Below are 23,015 nucleotides of genomic sequence, written 5' to 3' on the forward strand. Positions count from 1 at the left end.
CAACCATGGGGCGAGCGCTTAAGCCATCGGAAACCTTCTGCCGCTACGGCTTGGGGAACGCGGCCGGCTCGTCCCGGCCGCGCAGGGCCCCCCGTCCGATCTCGGACGGGCGGGCGGAGCGGAAGGGAGGACGCCCATGCCGGCCGAGCCTCGCGCACGGATCGCGGGCCTGCTGCGCAGACTGACCGCGCCGGCGGCCGGTCGGCGTTTCCCTGCCCCCGCCGCCCCGGGTCCCGCCGTCCCCGGCCCCTCGGCGGAGGCGCCTCGCCCCGCCGTCCTCCGCTCCGGCTCCAGCTCCGGAGACGCCCCGTCCGCCTCGGCGATGGGTGCGAACCCGCCGGCCGACGTTCACCCGTTCCCCCTCGATCCGCCCTCGCCCCAGGCCGCGTCCCGGCCGCCCGCCGGCTCCCCGCCGCCCCTCCCGGCCGCTTTCGCGCCGCCGGAGGACGTCGCGGCCGGGCTCTCCCTCTCCGAGGCGGCGCGGGGGGACGCCACGAGCCTGCCCCTCGACCCCGGCCTCGCCGCGCTGCGCCGCCGTGCCAGCCTCGCGCCCCTGCTGGTCGTGGCGGGCGCGCTGCTGCTGGTCACCGGCGTCGGCGCCGCGATGGCCTGGTCCACCGCCCAGACCGTGCGCTTCCACGCCCTGCGCCTGGTCGAGAGCTGGGCCGTCTCGGTGACCGAGGCGAGCCCCACCCTGCCCCTCCACCTGCGCGCGGGCCGCCTGCCCGCCGCCGATCTCGACCCCCTGCGCCAGGTCGGCGCGCGGGCCGACGCCTTCGGCTTCCGCCTCTTCGATCCCGACGGCGCCCCCGTCGCCACCGCCTGGCGCTGGCGCGGCTACGCCGACGGCCGGCTCGAGGCCGCGGGCCCCGGGCTCGAACCCACGCGGGAGACGGCGGCCGACCTCGCCGCGGGCCTCCTGCCCCCCTCGGCGCTCGCCCAGGGCGCCTCCGCCGTCCGCGCCGCCCTCCTGCCGGTGGAGACGCAGCCCCTCCCCCGCCTCGCGCCCGAGGTCTGGCGTCGTCTGCGCGCCGGCGAGAAGGTGGTCGAGATCGAGGAGGCGCAGGCCCTCGCCCTGCCCGACGGTCCCGCCCGCGTGGCGGAGGTGTTCCTGCCCCTCCACGATCACCGCGGGGCGCTGGCGGGCTACGCCGAGGTCTACATCGACGTCGACGGCTTCGCCGCGCGGGTCGGGCGGGTGCAGGCGCTGGCCGGCGCGGCGCTCGCCGTCGCCGGGGCGCTCACCTTCGCCGGTCCCGCGCTCGCCTGGCTCGGCGCCCGGCGGCGCCGCGAACAGGCCGAGGCGCGGGTGCGCCACGCCGCCTATGTCGACGCGCTGACCGGCCTGCCCAACCGCGCCGGCTTCGCCTGCGCCGCCGCCCGCCTCGCCCGCGACGCGGGGCGCGATGGCGCGCGGCTGGCGGTGCTCGCCATCGACCTCGACCGCTTCCGCGCCACCAACGACCTGCACGGGCCCGAGGTCGGGGACGCCCTGCTCAAGGTCTCCGCCGGGATGCTGCGCGCGGGCCTGCGGGGGGAGGACCTGGTGGCCCGCGTCGGCCCCGACGACTTCGCCGCCCTCCTGCGCCTGACCGCGGCCGACGACCTGCCCGCCATCCTCGCCCGCCTCGCGGCCCGCGTCGCCCAGCCGATCGCCGACGACGGCGGCCGGCCGCTCGCGCTCAGCGCCTCGATCGGCGCCTGCCTGCTGCCGCCCGGGGACCTGGGCGTCGACGGCGCCCTGCGCCGGGCCGAGATCGCCCAGCGCGAGGCCCGGGCCGCCGGCCCCGGTCGCACCCGCCTGTTCGAGCCGGAGATGGAGCATCGCGTCCTGCGCCGCCGCGCCGTCGAGACCGCGATCCGCGAGGGCGTCGCCCACGGCCGCTTCTCGCTCAGCTACCAGCCCCTGGTCAGCGCCCGCGACGGCGCCACGCGGGGGTTCGAGGCGCTGATGCGCCTGCGCGACGGCGACGGCGCGCCGGTCTCGCCCGCCGAGTTCATTCCCGCGGCCGAGGACATGGACCAGATCGGCGCGCTGGGCGCCTGGGCCCTGCACGAGGCGACGACGGTCGCCGCCGCCTGGCCCGCGCCGCTCTCGGTCTCGGTGAACCTCTCGGTCGCCCAGTTCCGCGACGGACGGCTGGTCGAGACGGTGCGCTCGGCCCTCGCCGCCTCCGGCCTCGCCCCCGCGCGGCTGGAGCTGGAGGTGACCGAGTCCCTGCTGATCTCCGATATCGAGGCGGTCGAGCGTCAGCTCGCCCAGCTCCGCGCGCTCGGCGTCTCGATCTCGATGGACGATTTCGGCGCGGGCTACTCCAGCCTGGCCTATCTCTGGCGCTTCCGGTTCAACCGCCTGAAGCTCGACCGCAGCTTCCTGCTCGCCTTCGACGCCAACCCTGCCCGCGCGCGCGGCATGATCGGGGGCATCGTGGCGCTCGGCCGGCGCATGGGCATGAAGGTCACCGCCGAGGGGATCGAGACCCCCGCCCAGGCCGCCGCGATGGCCGAGCTCGGCTGCGACACCCTGCAGGGCTTCCACTTCGGCCGCCCGATGCCCGAGGCCGAGCTGCGAGAGGTGATGCGCTGGGAGGCCGACGCCGCCGACGAGGCCGCGGCCCTCGCCCGCGCCCCGCTCAGCGCCTTCGCCGACGCCGCGGCGGCCGCCGTCGCCGGCGCCCGTCCCGAAGGGATCGACCGGCGCTCCCGCCGCGCCGCGGAACCCGCCCCCCCGCCGCTGAACGCGGTTCGGGCCTGAGATGGAAACGGCCCGCCCCGGCGGATACCGGCGCGGGCCGCGAAACCGATCGTCGTGGCGCCGCGGGCTTCGCCCGCGAGGCCCGGCCGCAGGCCGGGCTCAGCGCCCCAGCCGCTCCATCAGGCGCTGCTGGATCTCGGGCGGCACGAAGTTGGAGACGTCCCCGCCCAGGCGCGCGATCTCCTTCACCAGCTTCGAGGCGATCGCCTGGTGATGGGCGTCGGCCATCAGGAACAGGGTCTCGACATCGTCGTTCATCGCCCGGTTCATGCCGACCATCTGGAATTCGTACTCGAAATCCGAGACGGCCCGCAGACCGCGGATGATCACCTGGGCGCCGACCTGCTCGGCGAAATGGATCAGCAGGTTCTCGAAGGGCTCGGCGACGATCTCGGCGCCGGTGGCCTTCGCGATCGGGGCGGTCTGCGCCTCGATCATCTCGGTGCGTTCCTCGAGGTTGAACAGCGGACCCTTGTCGCGGTTGATCGCGACCCCGATCACGAGCTTGTCGACCAGCGTCGCCGCCCGCCGGATGATGTCGAGATGGCCGTTGGTGACCGGATCGAACGTGCCGGGGTAAAGCCCCGTGCGATGTTTCGCAGCCGTCATGTTCCTCCCCGCGCATTCCGCGTTGGAGCCTGGCCGCCGGGCGCGGCAGGCCCGTCGCCCGCGCCGCCGCGTTCGTCGCGGCGATCGGCGGGCAAGCGACACCATCGCGACCTCAGGGTCAAGGTCACGCGAGGGGCAGCCCCGGGGAAACCGCCGCATTTCCGGCCCGGAACGGCGCCGGGACGGGCCTGCGCGGTCAACCTGCCGGCGGTCGGCGGCGCGCGGCCGCGCCGCCGCGGGAATCGGCCGCCGGTCGGCGCGCGCCGGCGGCCCGGGACGTCGGAGGGCCTGCGTCAGTAGCCCTTGATCATGTCGGCCAGCGCCTCGGTCTCGTGCTCGAGCTGGCTCATCCGGTATTTCACCACGTCGCCGATCGACACCACGCCCGCCAGGCGCCCGTCCTCGAGCACCGGCATGTGGCGGAAGCGGCCCTCGGTCATCCGGCTCATGATCTCCTGCACCTCGTCGGCGGGGGTGCAGGACATCACCTTCGCGGTCATCACGTCGGCCACCACCCGGCGCAGGCAGTCGGCGCCCTCGCGCCCCAGCCAGCGGACCACGTCGCGCTCCGACAGGATGCCCTCGACCGAGGATCCGTCGCCCGAGACCACCAGCGCGCCGATGCGTTTTTCGCTCAGCAGCGCGGCGGCCTCGGCCACGCTGCGCGTCGGGGCGATGGTGGCGACGTCGCTCGATCCCTTCTGCCGCAGGATTCTTGCCACGGTCATCGGATTCCTCCCGGATTTCGCCTTCTGGGAGAAAAAGCCTGACGCCGCCGCCGCCCTCGCGTCAAGCGCGATGCGCGGCGGATCCGACCCGTCCGCGGCCGGCCGTCACTCCGCCGCGACCCGCCCCTTGGCGCCCAGGATCTCGCGCAGGTAGCGCCCGGTGTGGGAGCGCGGCTCCTTCGCCACGTCCTCGGGCGTGCCCACGGCGACGATCTCGCCGCCGCCGTCGCCGCCCTCGGGGCCGATGTCGATCAGCCAGTCGGCGGTCTTGATGACGTCGAGGTTGTGCTCGATCACCACCATCGAGTTGCCCTGCTCCACCAGGTGGTGCAGCACCTCCAGCAGCTTGCGCACGTCCTCGAAATGCAGGCCCGTGGTCGGCTCGTCGAGGATGTAGAGCGTGCGCCCCGTGGCCCGGCGCGAGAGCTCCTTGGCGAGCTTCACCCGCTGCGCCTCGCCGCCCGAGAGGGTCGTCGCCTGCTGGCCGACCTTCACGTAGCTCAGGCCCACCTGCATCAGGGTGTCCATCTTCTCGCGGATCGCGGGAACGGCCTTGAAGAATTCCTGCGCGTCCTCGACCGTCATATCAAGAACGTCGGCTATGCTCTTGCCCTTGTAGAGAACTTCCAGCGTCTCGCGGTTGTAGCGCTTGCCCTGGCAGGTCTCGCAGGTGACGTAGACGTCGGGCAGGAAGTGCATCTCGATCTTGATGACGCCGTCGCCCTGGCAGGCCTCGCAGCGCCCGCCCTTCACGTTGAAGGAGAAGCGGCCGGGCTTGTAGCCGCGGGTCTTCGCCTCCGGCAGGCCGGCGAACCAGTCGCGGATATGGGTGAAGGCCCCGGTGTAAGTGGCTGGATTCGAACGCGGCGTGCGCCCGATCGGCGACTGGTCGATGTCGACCACCTTGTCCAGGTGCTCCAGCCCCGTCAGGCTCTTGCACGGCGCCGGCGTCTGGCGCGCCCCGTTCAGCCGCATCGAGGCGGTCTTGAACAGCGTCTCGATGGTCAGGGTCGACTTGCCCCCGCCCGAGACGCCCGTGACGCAAACGAAGCAGCCCAGCGGGAACTCCGCCGTCACGTCCTTGAGGTTGTTGCCCGAGGCCTCCTCGACCACCAGCGACTTGCCGTTGCCGGTCCGCCGCTCCGCCGGGATCGCGATCTCGCGCTTTCCGGAAAGATACTGGCCGGTCAGCGAGTTCGGGGCCGAAGCTATGTCGGCCGGCGTGCCCTCGGCGATGATCTCGCCGCCGTGGACGCCCGCGCCGGGGCCGATGTCGAGGACGTAGTCCGCCTCGCGGATCGCCTCCTCGTCATGCTCGACCACGATCACCGTGTTGCCCTGGTCGCGCAGGTTCTTCAGCGTCGCCAGCAGCCGGCCGTTGTCGCGCTGATGCAGGCCGATGGAGGGCTCGTCGAGCACGTAGAGCACACCCGTCAGCCCCGAGCCGATCTGCGAGGCCAGCCGGATCCGCTGGCTCTCGCCGCCAGAAAGCGTCCCCGATCCGCGCGACAGCGTCAGGTAGTCGAGGCCGACGTTCACAAGGAAACCAAGGCGTTCCCGGATTTCCTTCAGAATGGCCTTCGCGATCTCGTTCTTCTGGGCCGACAGGCTCTCGGGCGCCGCCTCGATCCATTCCAGCGCGTCGCGGATCGACTTCTCGGCCACCACCCCGATGTGGTCGCCGCCGATCTTCACCGCCAGCGCCTCGGGCTTCAGGCGGGCCCCGCCGCAGGCGCCGCAGGGGCGGTTGTTCTGGTAGCGCTCGAACTCCTCGCGCACCCAGTTGCTGTCGGTCTCCCGCCAGCGCCGCTCCATGTTGGGGATCACCCCCTCGAAGGGGCGCGAGAGGGTGTAGACCCGGCCGCCCTCGTCGTAGCGGAAGGCGATCTCCTCCTTGCCGGAGCCGCGCAGGAACACCTGCTGCACCGCTTCGGGCAGGTCGCGCCAGGGGGTGCGGAAGTCGAAACCGTAATGCTTCGCAAGGGCTTCAATGGTCTGCTTGAAGTAGGGGCTCTTGGACTTCGCCCAAGGTGCAATGGCCCCGTCCCAGACCGAGAGGTTCTCGTCAGGCACCACCAGCCGCTCGTCGAAGAACAGCTCCATCCCCAAGCCGTCGCACTTGGGGCAGGCGCCGAAGGGGGCGTTGAACGAGAACAGCCGCGGCTCGATCTCGGGGATGGTGAAGCCCGAGACCGGGCAGGCGAACTTCTCGGAGAAGACGTGGCGCTCGGGCTCGGGCGCCTCCTCCCCCTCCTCGGCGCGGGGCGCGGTCTCGACCACGGCGATCCCGTCGGCGAGCGCGAGCGCGGTCGAGAAGCTGTCCGCCAGGCGCTGCTCCAACCCCTCGCGCACCACGATCCGGTCGATCACCACGTCGATGTCGTGGCGGAACTTCTTGTCGAGCGCGGGGACGTCGTCGATCTCGTAGAAGGCGCCGTCCACCTTCACCCGCTGGAAGCCCTGCTTCTTCAGCTCGGCGAATTCCTTGCGGTACTCGCCCTTGCGGTCGCGCACGACGGGGGCGAGCAGGTAGGCGCGCGTCCCCTCCTCCATCGCCATCACCCGGTCGACCATGTCCGAGACCTGCTGCGCCTCGATCGGCTTGCCGGTGACGGGGGAATAGGGGGTGCCGGCGCGCGCCCACAGCAGGCGCATGTAGTCGTAGATCTCGGTGACCGTGCCCACCGTCGAGCGCGGGTTCTTCGAGGTGGTCTTCTGCTCGATCGAGATCGCCGGCGACAGGCCCGAGATATGGTCCACGTCCGGCTTGTTCATCATGTCGAGGAACTGCCGCGCGTAGGCCGACAGGCTCTCGACGTAGCGGCGCTGGCCCTCGGCGTAGATCGTGTCGAAGGCGAGCGAGGACTTGCCCGAGCCCGACAGACCCGTGATCACCACCAGCCGGTCGCGCGGCAGGTCCACGTCGATGGACTTCAGGTTGTGCTCGCGCGCGCCGCGGATGGAGATGGTCTTGAGGTCGGTCAATGGCTCGCTCCCGCCCGTTCTCGCGCCCAAGGGCCCTAGATAACGCGGTCGGGTCCGGGTGCGAGTCCTTCAGAGTGTAAACAAAACGCGAACACCGCCGCAAGGCGGCGCGGCGGCTGGTCGCTGCTGACGGGACGGTGGCAGCAGCCCTCCGGCCGGACCCCGGCCCCGGCGCCCTCGGACCTCGCCGCATTGCAGCGAAAAATCATGATGAATCCTGACCCAGCGTCATTCTTGCCGCAGGCGACGACGCCTCGTTAACCTCCCGCCTGCCCTTGGGGGAGGGCGGCGAGGGAGACCCGGGATTTCGTCTCGACGGCCCTCGTCCGGGATGCGGGCGCCGCGGCGGCGGCGCCGAACGTGGGGATGCCATCGATGGCCTTCTATTACACCGGCTCGAGCACGACGCAGTACGTCGCCTCGTCCAACGCCAGCACCTATTTCACCCAGGCGGGGGAGACGATCTCGATCTCCGGGTTCGTCAACGCCTTCCTGTTCGCGAACACGGCGGGCGCGGTCTACGTGCTCGCCGGCACGGCGATCAGCGAGGACGCCGACGCCGTCGGCGCCATCGGCTCCACCAGCGACCTCTACGTCCACGTGCTGTCGACCGGGGCCGCGCTGGGCGACAGCGACGGGGTCGAGCTGTCCGGGATCGGCGCCCGGATCGTCAACCACGGCCTGATCTCGGGCAACAACGACAGCGGCGCCCAGCTCCTGGACGCCGGCGGCGTGCTCGAGAACCACGGCACGGTGACGGGCGAGCGCGGCGCGGTGACCTCGGACGACGGCCGGATCGAGAACCACGGATCGATCACCGGGCGCGACGGCATCGGCGCGTCCTTCAACGACAGGGGCTACCTGCTGAACACCGGCACGATCGTCGGCAACACCTCCGGCGTCACCGGCGGCGGGTCCGAGGGCGGGCTGACGGTCATGAACTCCGGAACCATCGCCAGCAGCGAGGCCGCGTTCTACAGCGCCGTCCAGGGCTCGACGGGCGACGACACGGTGATCAACACCGGCGTTCTGCTGGGCGGCGTGAACCTGCGGCAGAGCTTCGACCTGCTGCGCAACCACGGCGGCGAGGTCCAGGGCGACGTCGACATGGGCGAGGCGGCCGACACGGTCCTCAACCGCGACGGCGCGATCTACGGCGACGTGGACCTGGGCTCGGGCAACGACCTCTACCGTGGCGGTCGGGGCTCCGTCGTCGAGGGCCGCATCATCGCGGGCGACGACAACGACACGGTCGTGGGGGGCGACGGCGAGGACACGGTCGAGGGCGGCGGCGGCTTCGACCTGATCAAGGGCAAGGGCGGCGACGACGTCCTCAAGGGCGGCGCCGGCCTCGACACGATCGTGGGCGGCGGCGGCGACGACGAGATGACCGGCGGCTCGCTCTCGGACCTGTTCCGCGTCGGCAAGCACTCCGGCGACGACGTCATCACCGATTTCGAGAACGAGGTCGACGTGGTCGACCTGCGCAAGCTGTCGATCACCGGGTCCGGCAAGGTCGCCCAGGTGCAGGCCGCGGCGCACGACGTCGACGGCGGCTCGATCATCGACCTCGACGCGCTGGGGGGCGACGGCAGCCTCGAGCTCCAGGGCCTCGCGGTCTCCCAGTACGGCGGGGCCGAGTTCCTGTTCTGACCGCGCCTCGCGCCGCCGCTCCCCCCGTCCGCCCGGGGTCCGGCGGCCCCCCGCCGCCCCCCGTCGCGCAGCCACGTCGCGCCGGGTCTTTCCCCAACCCCGGCGCCGCGCGGCGCCGCGTGGAGATTTCGACATGGCCATAACCCTTCTCGCCTCCGCCTCCTCCGCCGCCACGGTCCACACGCTGGCCTCCGGGGTCGAGGCGATCCTGCCGCGAACCGGCGTGCTGACGTCCTTCGAGGACAGCGGCATCGTGGGCCCGGTCGGCGGCACGGCCAACGTCTGGGTCGAGGGCGCGATCTACGCCAACGACTACGGCGTGCGCCTCTACAACGCCTCGAACCTGCAGCTGGGCGCCGAGTCGCTGATCGTCTCCGCCTTCCGGGGCGTCCGGATGGACCAGGACGACGGGACCGTCGGCGCCTATGGCGAGATCCAGGCCTGGCGCGGCATCTACGTCTACGGCAACCACGTCGAGGTGATGCACGCCGGCTCGATCCTCGCCCACGAGCGCGGGATCGAGATGGTCGGCAGGGGCACGGTCTTCAACACCGGCTCGATCGCCGCGCTCGACGCGTTCGGGATCGGGGTCGAGATCTGGGGCTTCTCAGGCACGCGCGCGCCGACCCTAGTCAACCACGGCACGATCTCGGGCGCCAAGTCCTTCGGCGGCGACATCGACGACCGGGACGTGGTGCGCAACTTCGGCACGATGATCGGCGACGTCGACCAGTTGGGCGGCGACGACCTGCTGCGCAACGGCGGCCTGATCGACGGCGACATTCACCTGCAGGACGGCGAGGACGTGCTGCGCAACGGCGGCGGCGAGATCCAGGGCGACGTCTCCATGTCCGACGACGCCGACCGCCTGCACAACGGCGACGGCCTGATCTTCGGCGACGTCGACATGGGCGGCACCGCGGACAAGGTCTTCAACCAGGGCGGCGCGATCCACGGCGACCTGACCCTCGGCGCGGGCAACGACCTCTACCGCGGCGGCAAGGGCTCGGTCGTCGAGGGCCGCATCATCGGCGGCGACGACAACGACACCGTCGTGGGCGGCGACGGCGAGGACACGGTCGAGGGCGGGGGCGGCTTCGACGTGATCCGCGGCAAGGGCGGCGACGACGACCTGACCGGCGGCGCGGGCCTCGACACCATCGTCGGCGGCGCCGGCGACGACCAGATGACCGGCGGCTCGCTGTCGGACGTGTTCCGCATCGGCAAGCATTCCGGCGACGACGTGATCACGGATTTCGAGAACGAGGTCGACGTGATCGACCTGACCCGGCTGTCGATCACCGGAACCGGCAAGGTCGCGCAGGTGCAGGCCGCGGCCCATGACGTCGCCGGCGGCTCGATCATCGACCTCGACGCGCTGGGGGGCGACGGCAGCCTAGAGCTTCAGGGGTTCTTCGTCGCGCAGTATGGCGGGGCCGAGTTCATCTTCTGACGTCCCCGTCCGGGCCGGACCGTGCCGAGCCGCTCTCGGCGCGGTCCAGGAAATCCTCGACGAAGCCCGCCAGCAGCTCGTGCTTCCCGGCCGCGCCGGCCTTGGCGTAGACCGAGGAGAGCTGCGCCTTCACCGTGCCCTCGCGGGCGCCGCGCAGCTCGGCGATGCGGGCGATGTTCAGGCCCTTGAGCGCGAACAGCGCCACCTCCCGCTCGGCCGGCGTCAGGCGCCAGTCCTCGAAGCGGCGGTCCAGCATCTGCTGGAAGGCGCCGGCGGCGAGCGCGATCTGGTCGTCCATCCGCGCCTGGTCGGACAGCACCCGGCGCAGCTCGGCCCCCATCAGCCCCACGCCCGCCACCAGCAGCGCCACCGCCGCCAGCTCGACCAGGGCGTGGGGGTCGGCCCCCTCGCCCGCGGCGAGATCGGCCGTGACGTCCGCCACGAAGAACAGCGCCGCCAGCGCCTGCAGGCCGATCAGCGCGACCAGCCCCAACGCCCGGCGGGCCCCGCGCCGTCCGGCGCGGGCCCCCTCCCACAGGGTCAGGAGCGTTCGCCCCGACCGATCAGCATGCGTTCCGCCCATGGGCCCAGCATATCGCCGATCACGTGCGTCCCGGAACGCAGGCATTCCGTCGCGACCCCCGCCACGTGGACCAGCACGCTCAGCGCGGCCCAGTTCGCGGCGGCCTCGTGCACCTCCTCGACCCACTCCACGCCCCAGAACGCGTCGGTGGTCATCATCACCCCGGTCGCGACGATCACCGCGAGGGTCGCGAGCAGGTTCCACACCATCAGCGCCCCCAGCGGGTTGTGCGAGGCGCCCCGCGCCTCCGGCCGCCAGCGCAGCAGCGCCCGCGCGTGGTCGGCCGCCGCCGAGAGCGAGGGCGGGAAGGACGCGAAGCGCGCCCGCCGCGGCCCGACCAGCCCGTAGACCAGCCGGAAGGCCAGCAGCGCGCCCACGCCGAAGCCCGCCCATTCGTGCAGGGCCGACTCCTCGTCCAGGATCAGGAAGTTCAGGGCGAACAGCGTGACGAGGCTCCAGTGGAAGACCCGCACGCCCAGGCTCCAGAAACCGCCCGCCCCCGGCGCGGCGGGCGCCGCGCCGGAGGGGGGACGGGGGGCGCCCTCGCGCTCCCCCGCCATCAGTCGTCGGCCTTCACGCGGGCGATCTTGCCGCCGGAGACGTAGATCTCCAGCCGCTCGCCGCCGCACAGCGCGTAGACCTCCAGCATGCCGTCCTCCTGGTCGGTCTTGCGCACCTCGCAGCCCTTCGCGACCAGGGCGGCGCGCACGGCCTCGGGCGTGTCGCCCACCACGTCGCCGACGGCGGGACGCGGGGCGGCCTGGGCCAGCGCCAGGACGGGCAGGACGGCGAGCGCGGCGGCGGCCGCGGCGGGGCGCAGCTTGCGGGAACGGATCATCGGGGGTCTCCTTCAATGGACGCCGACGACGCGCGCCGGCCCTTCCCACCTGAGCGCCGCGCCCCCGCGCCGCCATCCGCCGAAGGCCCCGGCCGGGCGGCATAGGCCGAAGGTTTATGCCCGGAAACAGCGGGTTGGCGCGCTCACCCGACAGGCGGACGCGGCGCCCGGGTCAGCCTCCGCGCGCCCCGCCCCCGTCATGCCCGACGCGGCCGCCTCAGCTCCCCGGCGCCGGCACGATCCGCCCCTCGGCCAGGATCTCGCGCACGATCGGCGTGGTCTGCGCCAGCGTCATGCCCGAGCGCAGGCGCGGGTCGTAGATCAGCCTCAGCATCGCCTCGTCGTGGTCGGTGAGGTAGAGGAACTCCTCGTCGTCGTTGAACATCGAGGGGCGCACCTCGGGGTGGTCGTACTGCGGCCCGAACATCTGCGTCACCTCCTCGTCGAGGCAGCTCATCCGCCAGTCCGTCGGCAGCTCCGAGCGGATCACGGTCACCGCGATCGAGGTCCAGCGCTCGTCGTCGCCCGTGTCCCAGCCGGTGCTGAACATGCACAGGTTGTTCTCGTTGCCATGGGTCTCGCCGATCAGCTCGTGGATTTCGGTCATGTCCGCGTCGTCCTCATCGACGTCGGCCGTGCGCAGCAGCGCCTCCCGCTCCTCGTAGTCGAGATGCAGGATGAAGAGGTTGGCGTCCTCCAGCTCCCGCGCCTCGCGCACCTCGAGGCCGGTCGCGGCGGAGATCCGGCGCGCGAGATCGGCCATGTGCGCCCGCTCCGCCTCGTCGGGCCCGGCGTCGCCGTGGTAGAAGCGATAGAGCGCCGGCACGCGCCACTTCCGCAGCGGCTGCTCCTCGCGGCGGGGATGGTCCTTGGCGTGCACCACGCGCGCGAAGTTGCGCGCCAGCTCCTCGGCGCCCCAGGGCGCGTCGGCCGGCGCCGCGTCCGTGCGGCCCAGGCCCTGCTGGCGCAGCGCGTCGAGCCGGCCGGCATAGGCCGTCGAGAGCTCCGCCGAGCCGCGTCCGCAGGCGCCCAGCGCAAGAAGCGAGAGAAGGAGGAGGGCGGGCGCGGCAATGCGGCATGAAGCAATCATGAACACTGCCTAGCCGCCCCCGCCGCGGCCGGCAATCGCGATGACGCTGGCCCCCGCCGCCGGCGCGCCGCGATCCGTCGCCGCCCGCGTGCCGCCCGCGCGCCGGCCCGCGGGGTCAGCCCGGGTCAGCCCGGGTCCGCCGCCGCCTCCCCCGCCGGGCCGGGCGCAGGGTCGTCGCGATGCACCACATGCGCCGACTGGCCCACGATCAGCGGGTCGGGCGCGCGCACCGCGGCGCGGTTCTTGTCCGGATAGGGCAGCCGCGACAGCAGGTCCTGCATGCAGTTGATCCGCGCGCGCTTCTTGTCGTCGGACTTCACGATGGTCCAGGGCGCGTCGGCGGTGTCGGTGTAGAAGAACATCGCCTCCTTCGCCTCGGTGTAGGCGTCCCACTTGTCGAGGCTGGCGAGGTCGATGGGGCTCAGCTTCCACTGCTTCAGCGGGTCGGTCTCGCGCGCCTTGAAGCGTTTGCGCTGCTCCTCCCGCGTCACCGAGAACCAGTACTTGAAGAGGCGGATGCCCGAGCGGGTCAGCATCCGCTCCAGCTCCGGCGCCTGGCGCATGAACTCGAGGTATTCGTGGGGCGTGCAGAAGCCCATCACCTTCTCCACCCCCGCGCGGTTGTACCAGGAGCGGTCGAAGAGCACGATCTCCCCCGCCGTGGGCAGCTGGCTCACGTAGCGCTGGAAGTACCATTGCCCGCGCTCGGTCTCGGTCGGCTTCTCCAGCGCCACCACCCGGGCGCCGCGGGGATTGAGATGCTCCATGAACCGCTTGATCGCGCCGCCCTTGCCGGCGGCGTCCCGCCCCTCGAACAGGATCACGATGCGCTGGCCGGTGTCCTTGGCCCAGCGCTGGACCTTCAGCAGCTCCACCTGCAGCTCGGCCTTGTGCGCCTCGTAGGCGGGGCGGCGCATCTTGGCCTTGTAGGGGAAGGCCCCCGTCTCGAAGGCGCGCCGGATCTGGTCGGGGTCGTGGCGCCGCTCGGCCAGGGTGGGGGGATGGTCGGGCGGCGCGCCGGCCGGGCCGGCCGCCGCCGCGCCGGCCTTGCGCCGCCGGCCCGCCGCGGGCGCCGCCGCGGCGGGATCCTGCGCGCCGTTGGGACGGGGCGGGTCGGACTTCGGCGTGTCGGCCATTCTCGATCCTCCGGTCTCGCCGCAGCCGGCCCGCGACCCTGTCATGACGTCATCCCCGGGCCGCGGGGTCAACCGCCCGCGCCGCCCATGGCCTCTTGGCCCGCGCCCCGTTAACGTCCGGCTAACCCGGATTCGACTCGAATGCGCCCACCCGGCGGCGCCGAGCGGCAGGCCGGAGAGGAGACGCGGATCGGGGCCTCGACCCCCGACGGACGGAGAGCGAGGGACATGGCGGGCAGCGTCAACAAGGTCATCCTGATCGGCAATCTCGGGCGCGACCCGGAAGTTCGGACGTTCGCGAACGGGGGCAAGGTGTGCAACCTGCGCATCGCCACCTCCGAGACCTGGCGGGACAAGAACACCGGCGAGCGTCGCGAGCGGACCGAGTGGCACTCGGTCGCCATCTTCAACGAGGCGCTGGCCAACAACGCCGAGCGCTTCCTCAAGAAGGGCTCGAAGGTCTACGTCGAGGGCCAGCTCGAGACCCGCAAGTGGCAGGACCAGTCCGGCCAGGACCGCTACTCGACCGAGGTCGTGCTGCGCCCGTTCCGGGGCGAGCTGACCTTCCTCGACCCGGCCGGCGGCCAGGGCGGCGGCGGCGACTTCGGCGGCGGGGGCGGCGGCGGCTATGACCGCGGCGGCGACTTCGGCGGCGGTTCGGGCGGCGGCGGCGGCTCCTACGGAGGCGGCGGCGGCGGCGGCGGGCGCTCCGGCGGCGGCGGCTTCGGCGGGGGCGGCGGCGGCTCCTCCGACATGGACGACGACATCCCGTTCTGAGGACCGCGCCCCCGGGCGCCGGACGACAGGACGGCGGCGCGCGCCCCGAAGGCGGCGCCCGCCCGAAAAGATCCCCCAGGGAGATCGCCATGAGCGGCATCATCGTGGTGGGCGCCGGCCAGGCCGGCGCCTCGATCGTCGAGACCCTGCGGGCCGAGGGCCACGCGGGCCCCGTGACGCTTCTGGGCGACGAGGGCGCGGCCCCCTACCAGCGCCCGCCCCTCTCCAAGAAATACCTGCTGGGCGAGATGACCCGGGACCGGCTGCTGCTGCGCCCCGAGGCCTTCTTCGCCGAGCGCGACATCGACGTGCGCCCCTCGGCCCGCGTCGCCGAGATCGACGCCGCCGCGAAGACCGTGACGCTGGCCGACGGCGAGACCCTGCCCTTCGACAAGCTCGCCTTCGCCACCGGCGCGCGCCCCCGGCTGCTGCCCGAGGCGATGAGCGGAGCGCTCGCCGGCGTCCACCCCGTGCGCACCCTCGCCGACGTCGACGCCATGCGCGCGGCCTTCGAGCCGGGGCGGCGCCTGCTGGTGGTCGGCGGCGGCTACATCGGGCTCGAGGCCGCGGCGGTCGCCGCAAAGCTCGGCCTTTCGGTCACCCTGATCGAGGCCGCCCCCCGCATCCTCGGCCGCGTCGCCTGCGCGGAGACGGCCGCCTGGTTCGCGGCCCTGCACCGCGCGCACGGCGTCGACCTGCGCGAGGGCGTGGGGCTCGAGCGCCTGGAGGGCGAGGCCGGGCGCCTGACGCGCGCCGTCCTCTCCACCGGCGAGACGCTGGAGGTCGACTTCGCCGTGGTCGGCATCGGCGTGCACCCGAACGTCGAGCTCGCCGCGGCCGCCGGCTGCGCGATCGACGACGGGATCGCGGTGGACGCGTCCTGCCGCACCTCCCTGCCCGACCTCTACGCGGCGGGCGACTGCGCCTCCTTCCCCTGGCGGGGCGCGCGGGTGCGGCTGGAGTCGGTGCCCAACGCCATCGACCAGGGCGCCGCCTGCGCCCGCGCGATGCTGGGAGCCGAGGTCGCCTACGACCCGATGCCGTGGTTCTGGTCCGACCAGTACGACGTGAAGCTGCAGATCGCGGGCCTCGCGAAGGACTGGACCCGGATCGTGACGCGCCCCGGCGCGCGCGAGGGCTCGATCAGCCACTGGTACTTCCGCGGGGCGGAGCTGATCGCCGTCGACGCGATGAACGACCCGCGCGGCTACATGACCGGCAAGCGCTGGCTCGAGTCCGGCCACTCCCCCGCCCCGGACGCCCTCGCCGACTCCGCCGCCGACCTCAAGACCCTCTGACGCCGCGCCTCGCCCGCGCCCCTTCGCAGGCGCCGCGTCCCCCGTCGCGCCCGCGGCCGCCCCCTCGCCCGCGGCGCCCCCCCGCGCCTGCGCCCGCGGCCCCCGTCTCCCCGCCTGCAGACCTCGCGCCCAGGCGCGCCCCCCGCGGCCCTCGCATAGCGCCTGTTCTCCGGAGCCGTCTCTCGCGGATGCCGGAAAGAGCGACTCGCGCCCCGGGGTCAGGGATCGCGAAGCGACCCGCGCCTGCGCGGGCTTGTCCTTGACCCCGGGGCGCGAGTCGCTCAGGCATCCATCAGCGAGAGACGGCTCCGGAGGACAGGCGCGGGCCCTGTTCTTTGGTGAGTCAGGAGCCCGCCGGAGGCTCCCCCCTCCGCGATCAGGCGCGCCGGCCTGCAACAGGCCCAAGCCCGCCCGCAGGGCGCCTCCTCTCCCCGCTTCCCCTCTCGTCATTCCTGTTGACAGCGCGCCCCTCGCAACGCGTATTTGAAACATGCGTTCGATTCAGTCCGCCAGCGACGCGCCGGGCACCCGCCAGCGCATTCTCGCCGCCGCCGAGCAGCTCTTCGCCGAGCGCGGCGTCGCCGGCGCCACCATGCGCGCGGTCACCTCGCTCGCCGGGGCGAACATGGCGGCGGTGAACTACCACTTCGGCAACAAGGACAACCTCGCGATCGAGGTTTTCCGCGACGTCGCCCGCCGCACCGCGCGGGCCCGTCTCGACCGGCTCGCCGCCGTCGAGGCCGCGGCCGAGGCCGAGGGCCGCCGCGCGCAGGTGGTCGAGATCGTGGACACGTTCCTCGAACCCTACATGACGCCGCGCACCGGCGACCTGCTCGCCCACCTGGTGCTGTCGCACAAGGTCCAGCCCTCGCCCTGGACCCACGCCGTGGTGCGCGAGGAGCTCGACGGGCTCGCCTCGCGCTACGTGGACGCGCTGCACCGGGCGGCGCCGCACCTGACCCGGGTCGAGGCGACCTGGCGCTATCACCTGCTGGTCGGCACGGTCCTGATGGGCGTGGCCGACACCGGCCCCGACAGCCGCCTCTCGCGCCTGTCGCAGGGCTTCTGCGACCCGACCGACCGCGCCGCCCTGCGGCGCGAGCTGGCGGGCTTCCTGGCCGACACGTTCGCGCGGCCCACCGCGGAGGCCCTCGCGGGCCTGACCGCCCAGTCCGACGGCCGCCAAGGCCGCGATCAAGACCAAGACGAAAACGTCGACCGGGAGGAACCCTCATGTCTCACGCCGCGCGGCCCCTCGCCGCCCTGAGAACGACGCTGCTCGCGTCCGTCTCCGCCGCCGCCCTCTCCCTGCCCGCCGCGGCCGAGGAGACCATTCCCCTGACCATCGTCGCCGGCCACGCGCCCGTGGCCATGGGGGTCGCGCTGCTGCGCGACCACTTCATCCCCGAGGTGGACCGGATCCTCGCCCAGACGGGCGACTACCGCATCGAGTGGACGCAGGCCTACGCCGGCTCGGTCGCCGACTACAACGGCGTGCTCGAGGCGGTGGAGGACGGCATCGCCGACCTCGGCTACGTCCCCCACCTGTTCGAGGCGGACAAGCTGCCGCTGGAGCAGATCACCTACATCACCCCCTTCGGCACGGCGGACCTGCCCAAGCTGATGAAGGTGATCGAGAAGCTGCACGAGGAGCTGCCCGAGCTCGACCAGGCCTGGGCCGACCACAACCAGATGGTGCTCGCGCCCGTGGGCATCGACGCCTACCACCTGCTGACCAAGTTCCCGGTCGAGACGCTGGCCGACATGGACGGCCACAAGATCGGCACCGCGGGCCTGGCGCTGAACTGGCTGAAGGGCGGCGAGGCGATCCCCGTGGCGCTGGCCCTGCCCACCTTCTACAACTCGATGTCCACCGGCCTGATCGACGGCATCATGACCTTCGAGACGGCGGTGACCCCCTACAAGTTCTACGAGGTCGCCCCCTACATCACGAAGGTGAACTTCGGGGCCCAGTACGGCTCGGCGCTCACCATCAACCTCGACGTGTGGGAGACGCTGCCCGACCCGGTGAAGGACGCCATCACCGAGGCCTCGCAGTCCTACATGGATGTGGTGGCGGAGGCCTACTACACCTCCGGCGCCAAGAGCCTCGAGGCCGCCGCCGCCGCCGGCGCCACGGTGAGCGAGTTCCCCGACGAACAGCGCAAAGCCTACGCCGAGAAGATGCCCAACGTGGCGATGGAATGGGCCAAGGCGCTGGACGCGAAGGGCGTCTCGGGCACCAAGACGCTCGAGGCCTACATGCGGCTCAGCCGCGAGGCCGGGATCGAGCACGCCCGCGACTGGTCGAAGGAATGAGCCGGGCGGCCGAACAGGCCGCCGCGGTCGAGGAGACCCCCTCCGCGATCGGGGACCTGGACGCGCTTCCGCCCCGCCCGTGGGCGGCGGCGCGTCTGATGTCCCGCGTCTCGGCGGCGCTCGCCGTCGTCGGGACGCTGGGCACGGTGGCGATCATGACCATCATCAACCTCGACGTGGGGGGGCGGTATTTCTTCGGACAGCCGTTCCCCGCGACGGCCGAGATCGTCTCGGCCGGGATCGTGTCGATCGTGTTCCTGCAGCTGGCCCACGCGGTCGGCGAGGGCCGCTCGATCCGCTCCGACATGCTGATCGGGCGCCTGCGCCGGCGCAGCCCGCGATGGGCCGACGGGCTCGACGCGGTCCACCACCTGGCGGCGGCGGCGATGCTGGCGGTGCTGGTGCGCTACATCTGGCCCAAGATCGCGGATTCCATCGCGGACGGGGAGACGGTGGGCCTCTACGGCATCCTCCAGCTCCCCGCCTGGCCCTTCGCGGTCTGCGTGCTGGCGGGCGCGGTGCTGGCGGGGCTGCAGTTCCTGCTGCTCGCCGCGGCCTACGCCCGCGCCGCCCGCCGGGGCCGCGCCGCATGAGCGCCGCCCCCGGGCGCCCCGACGCCCCCCGCCCCCCCGTCCGCCCCCGCCTCCTCGCCCGCCCCGGCCCCCTCTCCGGCACCCGCCCCCGGAAACGGCGCCCCCACGCGCCGCCCCCGCCGCGCGCCGCGGGCGCCCGTCCCGCCCCATGCACGTCGCCCGCCGCGGCGCCCCCGCCCCCGGCGTTCCGCCTGCCGCAGCCAGGCGCCGCGGCGACCGTCGCGCCCGGCCCGACGCCCTCGCCCGCGGCGCGCCGCACGGTCCGCGCCCGGACGCCCCGTCCCGCGTGGGCGCCGTCGCGCGCTAGGCCGCAGGCGACGACCGGGACGGCGGGCGCTCCCCCGACGGCGGCCCGGCGAGGTGCCCGCGACCGCGCCTGTCCCGCCCTCCGTCGCGGCTCCGTCGATCTTTGCGCCCCTCGCACGCCGCCCTGCCCGCCTCTCGCCCGGAAGACCCGCCCATGACCAACGTCGAGATCGGCCTCGCCTCCATCGTGGCGATCCTGCTGCTGATCCAGACCGGCATGCATGTCTCGATCTGCCTGATGGCGGTCAGCTTCCTGGGCGTATGGCTGGTGAAGGGCCGCATCGCGGTGGCCGGCGCCCTGCTCTCGCAGGCGGCGCTCGACTCGGTTGCGCGCTACTCCTTCGGCGTCATCCCACTGTTCGTGCTGATGGGCGTCCTGGTCGGCGTCTCCGGCATGGGGCGAGACGTCTTCGACGTCGCCGGCCAGATGTTCCGCAAGGTCCGCGGCGGCCTCGGCATCGCCACCGTCTTCGCCAACGCCGTCTTCGCCGCGGTCAACGGCACCTCCATCGCCTCGGCCTCGGTGTTCACCCGCATCGCGGTGCCCGAGCTGATCCGCCAGGGCTACACGCCCCGCTTCTCCGTGGGCGTCGTCGCCGGCTCCTCGGTGCTGGGGATGCTGATCCCGCCCTCGCTGCTGCTGATCCTTTTCGGCATCCTCTCCGAGTCCTCCATCGGCGCGCTCTTCACCGCCGGCATCCTGCCCGGCCTGCTGCTGGCGCTGCTCTACTCGCTGCTGATCCTGGGCCTCGCGACCTTCGCGCCCGGCTTCGTCGGCCGCCCCTCCAACGCCGACCTCCGGATCATGGGCCGGGGCGAGATGGCGACCCGCTCGCTCCCCGTCCTGATCCTGATCGCGGTGGTGCTGGGCGGCATCTACGGCGGCGTCTTCACCCCGACCGAGGCCGGCGCCGTCGGCGCGCTCGGCGCCCTCGTCATCGCGCTCGCCAAGCGCCGCCTCACCGCGCGCGGCTTCTGGGACATGCTGGTCGAGACCGGCCACGTCACCGCCTCGATCACCTTCCTGATCATCGGCGCGCACATGTACTCGCGCCTGCTGGCCCTCACCGGCCTGCCGCGGGCGATGAACGGCCTGCTCGAGGGGCTGAACCTCGGACTGAACGGGGTCCTGATCCTCTATCTCGCGATGATCGTCCTGCTGGGCACGATCCTCGACAGCGCCTCGATCCTCCTGATCCTGCTGCCGCTGATGCTGCCGGTGATCGAGTCCTTCGGCGTCGACCTGGTGTGGTTCGGCATCGTCACCATCATCGCGGTCGAGGTCGGCCTGCTGACCCCGCCCCTCGGGGTGGCCTGCTTCGTGATCAAGACCAACCTCGAGGACCGCACGATCACGCTCGGCGACATCTTCATCGGCGCCGCCCCCTTCGCCCTGACCATGGTGCTGGCCATCGCCCTGGTCTTCGCCTTCCCCTGGCTAGCCACCGCCCTGCTCTAGGAGATCCCCCATGGACGTGAAACGAGAGGTCGAGGACCTCGGCGACGGCCTCTACGCCTGGGTGCAGGGCGACGGCTCCTGGGGCTGGTCCAACGCGGGGCTGGTGACGTCGCAGGGCGAGACCCTGCTGATCGACACCCTGTTCACCGGCGCCCTGACCCGCGACATGCTCGACGGCTTCCGCCGCGCCGCGCCCGAGGCCGCGAAGATCGACACGCTGGTGAACACCCACGCCAACGGCGACCACACCTTCGGCAACCACCTGGTCGAGGGCGCCCGCATCATCGCCTCCGCCGAGGCCGCCCGCGAGATGGCCGAGCGCACGCCCGAAGAGGCCGCCGCCGCCTTCGCCGCCTGGCGCGAGCAGGGCGAGATGGGCGCCTTCCTGCACGAGGTCATGGGCTCGAAATTCGACTTCTCCGACGTCCGCTACGCGCCCCCGACCGAGACCTTCTCCGGCCGCCGCGACCTGACCGTCGGCGACCTGACGGTGGAGCTGCACGAGCTCGGCCCCGCCCACACCGCCGGCGACGTGATCGCCTGGCTGCCCGAGCGCCGCACGGCCTTCACCGGCGACCTGGTCTTCCACGGTGGCGCGCCGATCCTGTGGGCCGGCCCCATCGGCAACTGGATCCAAGCCTGCGAGCTGATGCTGAGCTGGTCGCCCGAGACCATCGTCCCCGGCCACGGCGCGGTGGGCGACGCGACGATGCTCCACGAGATGCTCGAATACCTCACCTACGTCCGCGACGAGGCGACCGCCCGCCACCACGCCGGCCTCCCCTGGCAGGAGGCGGCGTGGGACATCTCGATGGACGGCTTCCCGCACCTTTCGGACCGCGAGCGGATCGTGTGCAACGTGGCCCAGGTGTACCGCGAGCTCTCCGGAGGCCGCATCGCCCCCGAACGCGCCGAAATCGTGGGCCTGATGGGCCGCTGGCACTGGGGCTGGGAGACCCCGCACGAGAAGACCTGCGCCTGCGGCCACCCCCACTGAGCCCGCGCCGCCCGCCCCTCCGAAGAAGCGCCGCGTCCCCCGTCGCGCCGGACGCCCCCCGTGCGCCCGCGGCGCGTCCCGGCCCTGGCGCCCGTGGCCTCCGTCTCCCGGCCCGCGGCCCAGGCGCCCCGGCGCAACGCCCGAGGTCCTCGCAAAGCGCCTGTTCTTCGGAGCCGTCTCTCGCGGATGCCGGAAAGAGCGACTCGTCCGCGCCGGTCAAGGATCGCGTAGCGACCCCGCGCTTGCGCGGGGCTTGTCCTTGACCGGCGGGGGCGAGTCGCTCAGGCATCCATCAGCGAGAGACGGATCCGAAGGACAGGCGCGGCCCCTGTTCTTTGGTGAGTCAGGAGCCCGCCGGAGGCTCCCGCCCTTCGCAGAAAAAGGCGCGCCCGACCTCAGAGGCCCAAGCCCGCCCGCAGGGCGCCCGTAGACCGCTCCTTTCCCGGAAGCCGCCGCCCGGTCCTCAGGGCAGCGGGATCGAGACCAGCGTCCCCGCCTTGCCCAGCGTCACCCACAGCCGCCCCTCGCGCACGCAGCAGTTGGTCGGCTGGGTGGAGCGCCCGAAGTTCAGCACCTCGGCCACCGTCCCGTCGCGCTCGGCCACCACGAAGCGGTTCCCGGCCGAGCCCGCGCCGTAGAGCCGGCCGTCGTGGAACACCATCCCGTCGGGGTGGAAGCGGTCGTCCATTGTCACGAAGACCTCCGGCTCGCCCAGCGACGCGCCGCCCTTCCAGGCGTATTTCAGGTAGGTGTGCGCGATGGTCATGCCCGCCACCAGGCTGCCGTCGGGGTGGAACCCCAACCCGTTGGGCATCCCCTCGCACTGGGCCAGGATCTCGATGCTCCCGTCCTTCCGCGCCAGGCAGAGCTGGCCGCCGCGGTAGGGGGTCTCGGGGTTCTCGACGATCATCTCCCAGTTCTGGGGGTTGGTGAACACCACGTCCCCCTCGGGCGAGAACACCAGGTCGTTGGGCCGGTTCGGCGCCGGAGAGCCCGGGCCGTAGCCGTCCGCGAAGACCTCCCACTTGCCGTCCAGCGTCACCCGCTGGATGCAGCCCGGGTACTGGGGGTCGGCGAAATCCATCTTGCCCTTGCCCGGCCACAGCCCGCCGTTGTTGGCGACGTAGAGCGCCCCGTCCGGCCCCAGCCGCATCCCGTTGGGCGAGCCGGGCACGGTGCACAGCTCGCGCACCGCGCCGCCGTCCTCCCAGATGCGGATGCAATGATCCGCCAGGTCCACGAAGGCCACCGCGCCGTCGGGCAGCACCACCGGCCCCTCGGGAAAGCCCAGGCCGTCGGCCTCGATCCTCGCGTCCTCGATCATTCGATCCTGCATGCGTCTCCATCCCTTCGCTGACCGGTTGACCGGTATGCATTCCGCGCGCATTCAACCCGGGTCCCGGCGCTTTGCAAAGCGTCGATGTCATGCTAGCGAT

At 72.7% G+C, this 23,015-nt stretch carries 19 protein-coding genes; 10 read left to right on the forward strand and 9 right to left on the reverse strand.

Annotated features, from left to right (window positions below; all coding sequences use genetic code 11):
• Positions 1-322: 322 nt before the first annotated feature.
• The gene (locus P2H44_RS06650; RefSeq protein WP_275762680.1) at positions 323-2,755 is read left to right on the forward strand and encodes a putative bifunctional diguanylate cyclase/phosphodiesterase; all 2,433 of its coding nucleotides are present in this window, start codon (positions 323-325) and stop codon (positions 2,753-2,755) included.
• Between the two features lie 99 nt (positions 2,756-2,854).
• On the opposite strand, the gene coaD is transcribed toward P2H44_RS06650, so the two are convergent.
• The 3 genes from coaD to uvrA form a co-directional block, all read right to left on the reverse strand.
• Positions 2,855-3,364 (reverse strand): pantetheine-phosphate adenylyltransferase, encoded by a 510-nt coding sequence (coaD, locus tag P2H44_RS06655; protein WP_275762681.1) that lies wholly within the window; start codon positions 3,362-3,364, stop codon positions 2,855-2,857.
• A 293-nt stretch (positions 3,365-3,657) separates the two neighbouring features.
• On the reverse strand, positions 3,658-4,092 hold the full coding sequence (locus tag P2H44_RS06660) for a CBS domain-containing protein (RefSeq protein WP_275762682.1): 435 nt from the start codon (positions 4,090-4,092) through the stop codon (positions 3,658-3,660).
• 105 nt (positions 4,093-4,197) lie between these two features.
• The gene (uvrA, locus tag P2H44_RS06665) at positions 4,198-7,077 is read right to left on the reverse strand and encodes an excinuclease ABC subunit UvrA (protein ID WP_275762683.1); all 2,880 of its coding nucleotides are present in this window, start codon (positions 7,075-7,077) and stop codon (positions 4,198-4,200) included.
• 375 nt (positions 7,078-7,452) lie between these two features.
• On the opposite strand from uvrA, the gene P2H44_RS06670 reads away from it, so the two are divergent.
• Complete coding sequence (locus P2H44_RS06670; RefSeq protein WP_275762684.1) at positions 7,453-8,730, forward strand: calcium-binding protein; 1,278 nt, start codon at positions 7,453-7,455, stop codon at positions 8,728-8,730.
• A gap of 133 nt (positions 8,731-8,863) precedes the next feature.
• Positions 8,864-10,183: a calcium-binding protein gene (locus tag P2H44_RS06675; protein WP_275762685.1), complete on the forward strand. Its 1,320-nt coding sequence runs from the start codon at positions 8,864-8,866 to the stop codon at positions 10,181-10,183.
• Here the strand turns inward: P2H44_RS06675 and P2H44_RS06680 are convergent.
• The 5 genes from P2H44_RS06680 to ppk2 form a co-directional block, all read right to left on the reverse strand.
• Entirely contained in the window at positions 10,173-10,676 is a 504-nt protein-coding gene (locus tag P2H44_RS06680; protein ID WP_275762686.1) for a helix-turn-helix transcriptional regulator, read from the reverse strand. The genes P2H44_RS06675 and P2H44_RS06680 overlap by 11 nt on opposite strands.
• Positions 10,677-10,723: 47 nt before the next feature.
• On the reverse strand, positions 10,724-11,326 hold the full coding sequence (locus tag P2H44_RS06685; protein ID WP_275762687.1) for a cytochrome b/b6 domain-containing protein: 603 nt from the start codon (positions 11,324-11,326) through the stop codon (positions 10,724-10,726).
• The gene (locus tag P2H44_RS06690) at positions 11,326-11,604 is read right to left on the reverse strand and encodes a PepSY domain-containing protein (RefSeq protein ID WP_275762688.1); all 279 of its coding nucleotides are present in this window, start codon (positions 11,602-11,604) and stop codon (positions 11,326-11,328) included. The genes P2H44_RS06685 and P2H44_RS06690 overlap by 1 nt, the downstream gene beginning before the upstream one ends.
• 217 nt (positions 11,605-11,821) lie before the next feature.
• A complete protein-coding gene (locus P2H44_RS06695; RefSeq protein WP_275762690.1) occupies positions 11,822-12,694 on the reverse strand; it encodes a DUF2927 domain-containing protein in 873 nt (290 codons plus the stop codon).
• 125 nt (positions 12,695-12,819) lie between these two features.
• Positions 12,820-13,830 carry a polyphosphate kinase 2 gene (gene ppk2 / locus P2H44_RS06700; protein ID WP_275762691.1) on the reverse strand — a complete coding sequence of 337 codons (1,011 nt, stop codon included), beginning with the start codon at positions 13,828-13,830 and terminating at the stop codon, positions 12,820-12,822.
• A gap of 228 nt (positions 13,831-14,058) precedes the next feature.
• Here ppk2 and ssb point away from each other — a divergent pair, with 228 nt between their 5' ends.
• From ssb to P2H44_RS06735, 7 genes are all read left to right on the forward strand, one after another.
• Positions 14,059-14,607: a single-stranded DNA-binding protein gene (ssb, locus tag P2H44_RS06705; protein WP_275762692.1), complete on the forward strand. Its 549-nt coding sequence runs from the start codon at positions 14,059-14,061 to the stop codon at positions 14,605-14,607.
• An 89-nt stretch (positions 14,608-14,696) separates the two neighbouring features.
• Positions 14,697-15,905, forward strand: a complete 1,209-nt coding sequence (locus P2H44_RS06710) for an NAD(P)/FAD-dependent oxidoreductase (protein WP_275762693.1) — start codon at positions 14,697-14,699, stop codon at positions 15,903-15,905.
• Positions 15,906-16,395: 490 nt separating this feature from the next.
• Positions 16,396-17,172, forward strand: coding sequence for a TetR/AcrR family transcriptional regulator (locus tag P2H44_RS06715; protein ID WP_275762694.1), 777 nt, complete (start codon positions 16,396-16,398; stop codon positions 17,170-17,172).
• Positions 17,139-18,224 carry a C4-dicarboxylate TRAP transporter substrate-binding protein gene (locus P2H44_RS06720; RefSeq protein WP_275762695.1) on the forward strand — a complete coding sequence of 362 codons (1,086 nt, stop codon included), beginning with the start codon at positions 17,139-17,141 and terminating at the stop codon, positions 18,222-18,224. The genes P2H44_RS06715 and P2H44_RS06720 overlap by 34 nt, the downstream gene beginning before the upstream one ends.
• Positions 18,221-18,817 carry a TRAP transporter small permease subunit gene (locus P2H44_RS06725; RefSeq protein WP_275762696.1) on the forward strand — a complete coding sequence of 199 codons (597 nt, stop codon included), beginning with the start codon at positions 18,221-18,223 and terminating at the stop codon, positions 18,815-18,817. The genes P2H44_RS06720 and P2H44_RS06725 overlap by 4 nt, the downstream gene beginning before the upstream one ends.
• 460 nt (positions 18,818-19,277) lie before the next feature.
• Positions 19,278-20,582 carry a TRAP transporter large permease gene (locus P2H44_RS06730; protein ID WP_275762698.1) on the forward strand — a complete coding sequence of 435 codons (1,305 nt, stop codon included), beginning with the start codon at positions 19,278-19,280 and terminating at the stop codon, positions 20,580-20,582.
• 10 nt (positions 20,583-20,592) lie between these two features.
• Positions 20,593-21,579, forward strand: a complete 987-nt coding sequence (locus tag P2H44_RS06735) for an MBL fold metallo-hydrolase (RefSeq protein WP_275762699.1) — start codon at positions 20,593-20,595, stop codon at positions 21,577-21,579.
• Between the two features lie 463 nt (positions 21,580-22,042).
• Here P2H44_RS06735 and P2H44_RS06740 read toward each other — a convergent pair whose 3' ends face one another.
• A complete protein-coding gene (locus tag P2H44_RS06740; RefSeq protein ID WP_275762700.1) occupies positions 22,043-22,915 on the reverse strand; it encodes an SMP-30/gluconolactonase/LRE family protein in 873 nt (290 codons plus the stop codon).
• Positions 22,916-23,015 lie beyond the last annotated feature (100 nt).

The organism is Albimonas marina (genome assembly GCF_029223255.1).
GTDB lineage: Bacteria > Pseudomonadota > Alphaproteobacteria > Rhodobacterales > Rhodobacteraceae > Albimonas.

What these genes read in the sequence shown, in the direction of transcription:
- P2H44_RS06650 (WP_275762680.1), top strand. Translation starts at nt 323, where the DNA reads ATGGGTGCGAACCCGCCGGCCGACGTTCACCCGTTCCCCCTCGATCCG.
- coaD (WP_275762681.1), bottom strand. Translation starts at nt 3,364, where the DNA reads ATGACGGCTGCGAAACATCGCACGGGGCTTTACCCCGGCACGTTCGAT.
- P2H44_RS06660 (WP_275762682.1), bottom strand. Translation starts at nt 4,092, where the DNA reads ATGACCGTGGCAAGAATCCTGCGGCAGAAGGGATCGAGCGACGTCGCC.
- P2H44_RS06670 (WP_275762684.1), top strand. Translation starts at nt 7,453, where the DNA reads ATGGCCTTCTATTACACCGGCTCGAGCACGACGCAGTACGTCGCCTCG.
- P2H44_RS06675 (WP_275762685.1), top strand. Translation starts at nt 8,864, where the DNA reads ATGGCCATAACCCTTCTCGCCTCCGCCTCCTCCGCCGCCACGGTCCAC.
- P2H44_RS06685 (WP_275762687.1), bottom strand. Translation starts at nt 11,326, where the DNA reads ATGGCGGGGGAGCGCGAGGGCGCCCCCCGTCCCCCCTCCGGCGCGGCG.
- P2H44_RS06690 (WP_275762688.1), bottom strand. Translation starts at nt 11,604, where the DNA reads ATGATCCGTTCCCGCAAGCTGCGCCCCGCCGCGGCCGCCGCCGCGCTC.
- P2H44_RS06695 (WP_275762690.1), bottom strand. Translation starts at nt 12,694, where the DNA reads ATGATTGCTTCATGCCGCATTGCCGCGCCCGCCCTCCTCCTTCTCTCG.
- ppk2 (WP_275762691.1), bottom strand. Translation starts at nt 13,830, where the DNA reads ATGGCCGACACGCCGAAGTCCGACCCGCCCCGTCCCAACGGCGCGCAG.
- ssb (WP_275762692.1), top strand. Translation starts at nt 14,059, where the DNA reads ATGGCGGGCAGCGTCAACAAGGTCATCCTGATCGGCAATCTCGGGCGC.
- P2H44_RS06710 (WP_275762693.1), top strand. Translation starts at nt 14,697, where the DNA reads ATGAGCGGCATCATCGTGGTGGGCGCCGGCCAGGCCGGCGCCTCGATC.
- P2H44_RS06715 (WP_275762694.1), top strand. Translation starts at nt 16,396, where the DNA reads ATGCGTTCGATTCAGTCCGCCAGCGACGCGCCGGGCACCCGCCAGCGC.
- P2H44_RS06720 (WP_275762695.1), top strand. Translation starts at nt 17,139, where the DNA reads ATGTCTCACGCCGCGCGGCCCCTCGCCGCCCTGAGAACGACGCTGCTC.
- P2H44_RS06725 (WP_275762696.1), top strand. Translation starts at nt 18,221, where the DNA reads ATGAGCCGGGCGGCCGAACAGGCCGCCGCGGTCGAGGAGACCCCCTCC.
- P2H44_RS06730 (WP_275762698.1), top strand. Translation starts at nt 19,278, where the DNA reads ATGACCAACGTCGAGATCGGCCTCGCCTCCATCGTGGCGATCCTGCTG.
- P2H44_RS06735 (WP_275762699.1), top strand. Translation starts at nt 20,593, where the DNA reads ATGGACGTGAAACGAGAGGTCGAGGACCTCGGCGACGGCCTCTACGCC.
- P2H44_RS06740 (WP_275762700.1), bottom strand. Translation starts at nt 22,915, where the DNA reads ATGCAGGATCGAATGATCGAGGACGCGAGGATCGAGGCCGACGGCCTG.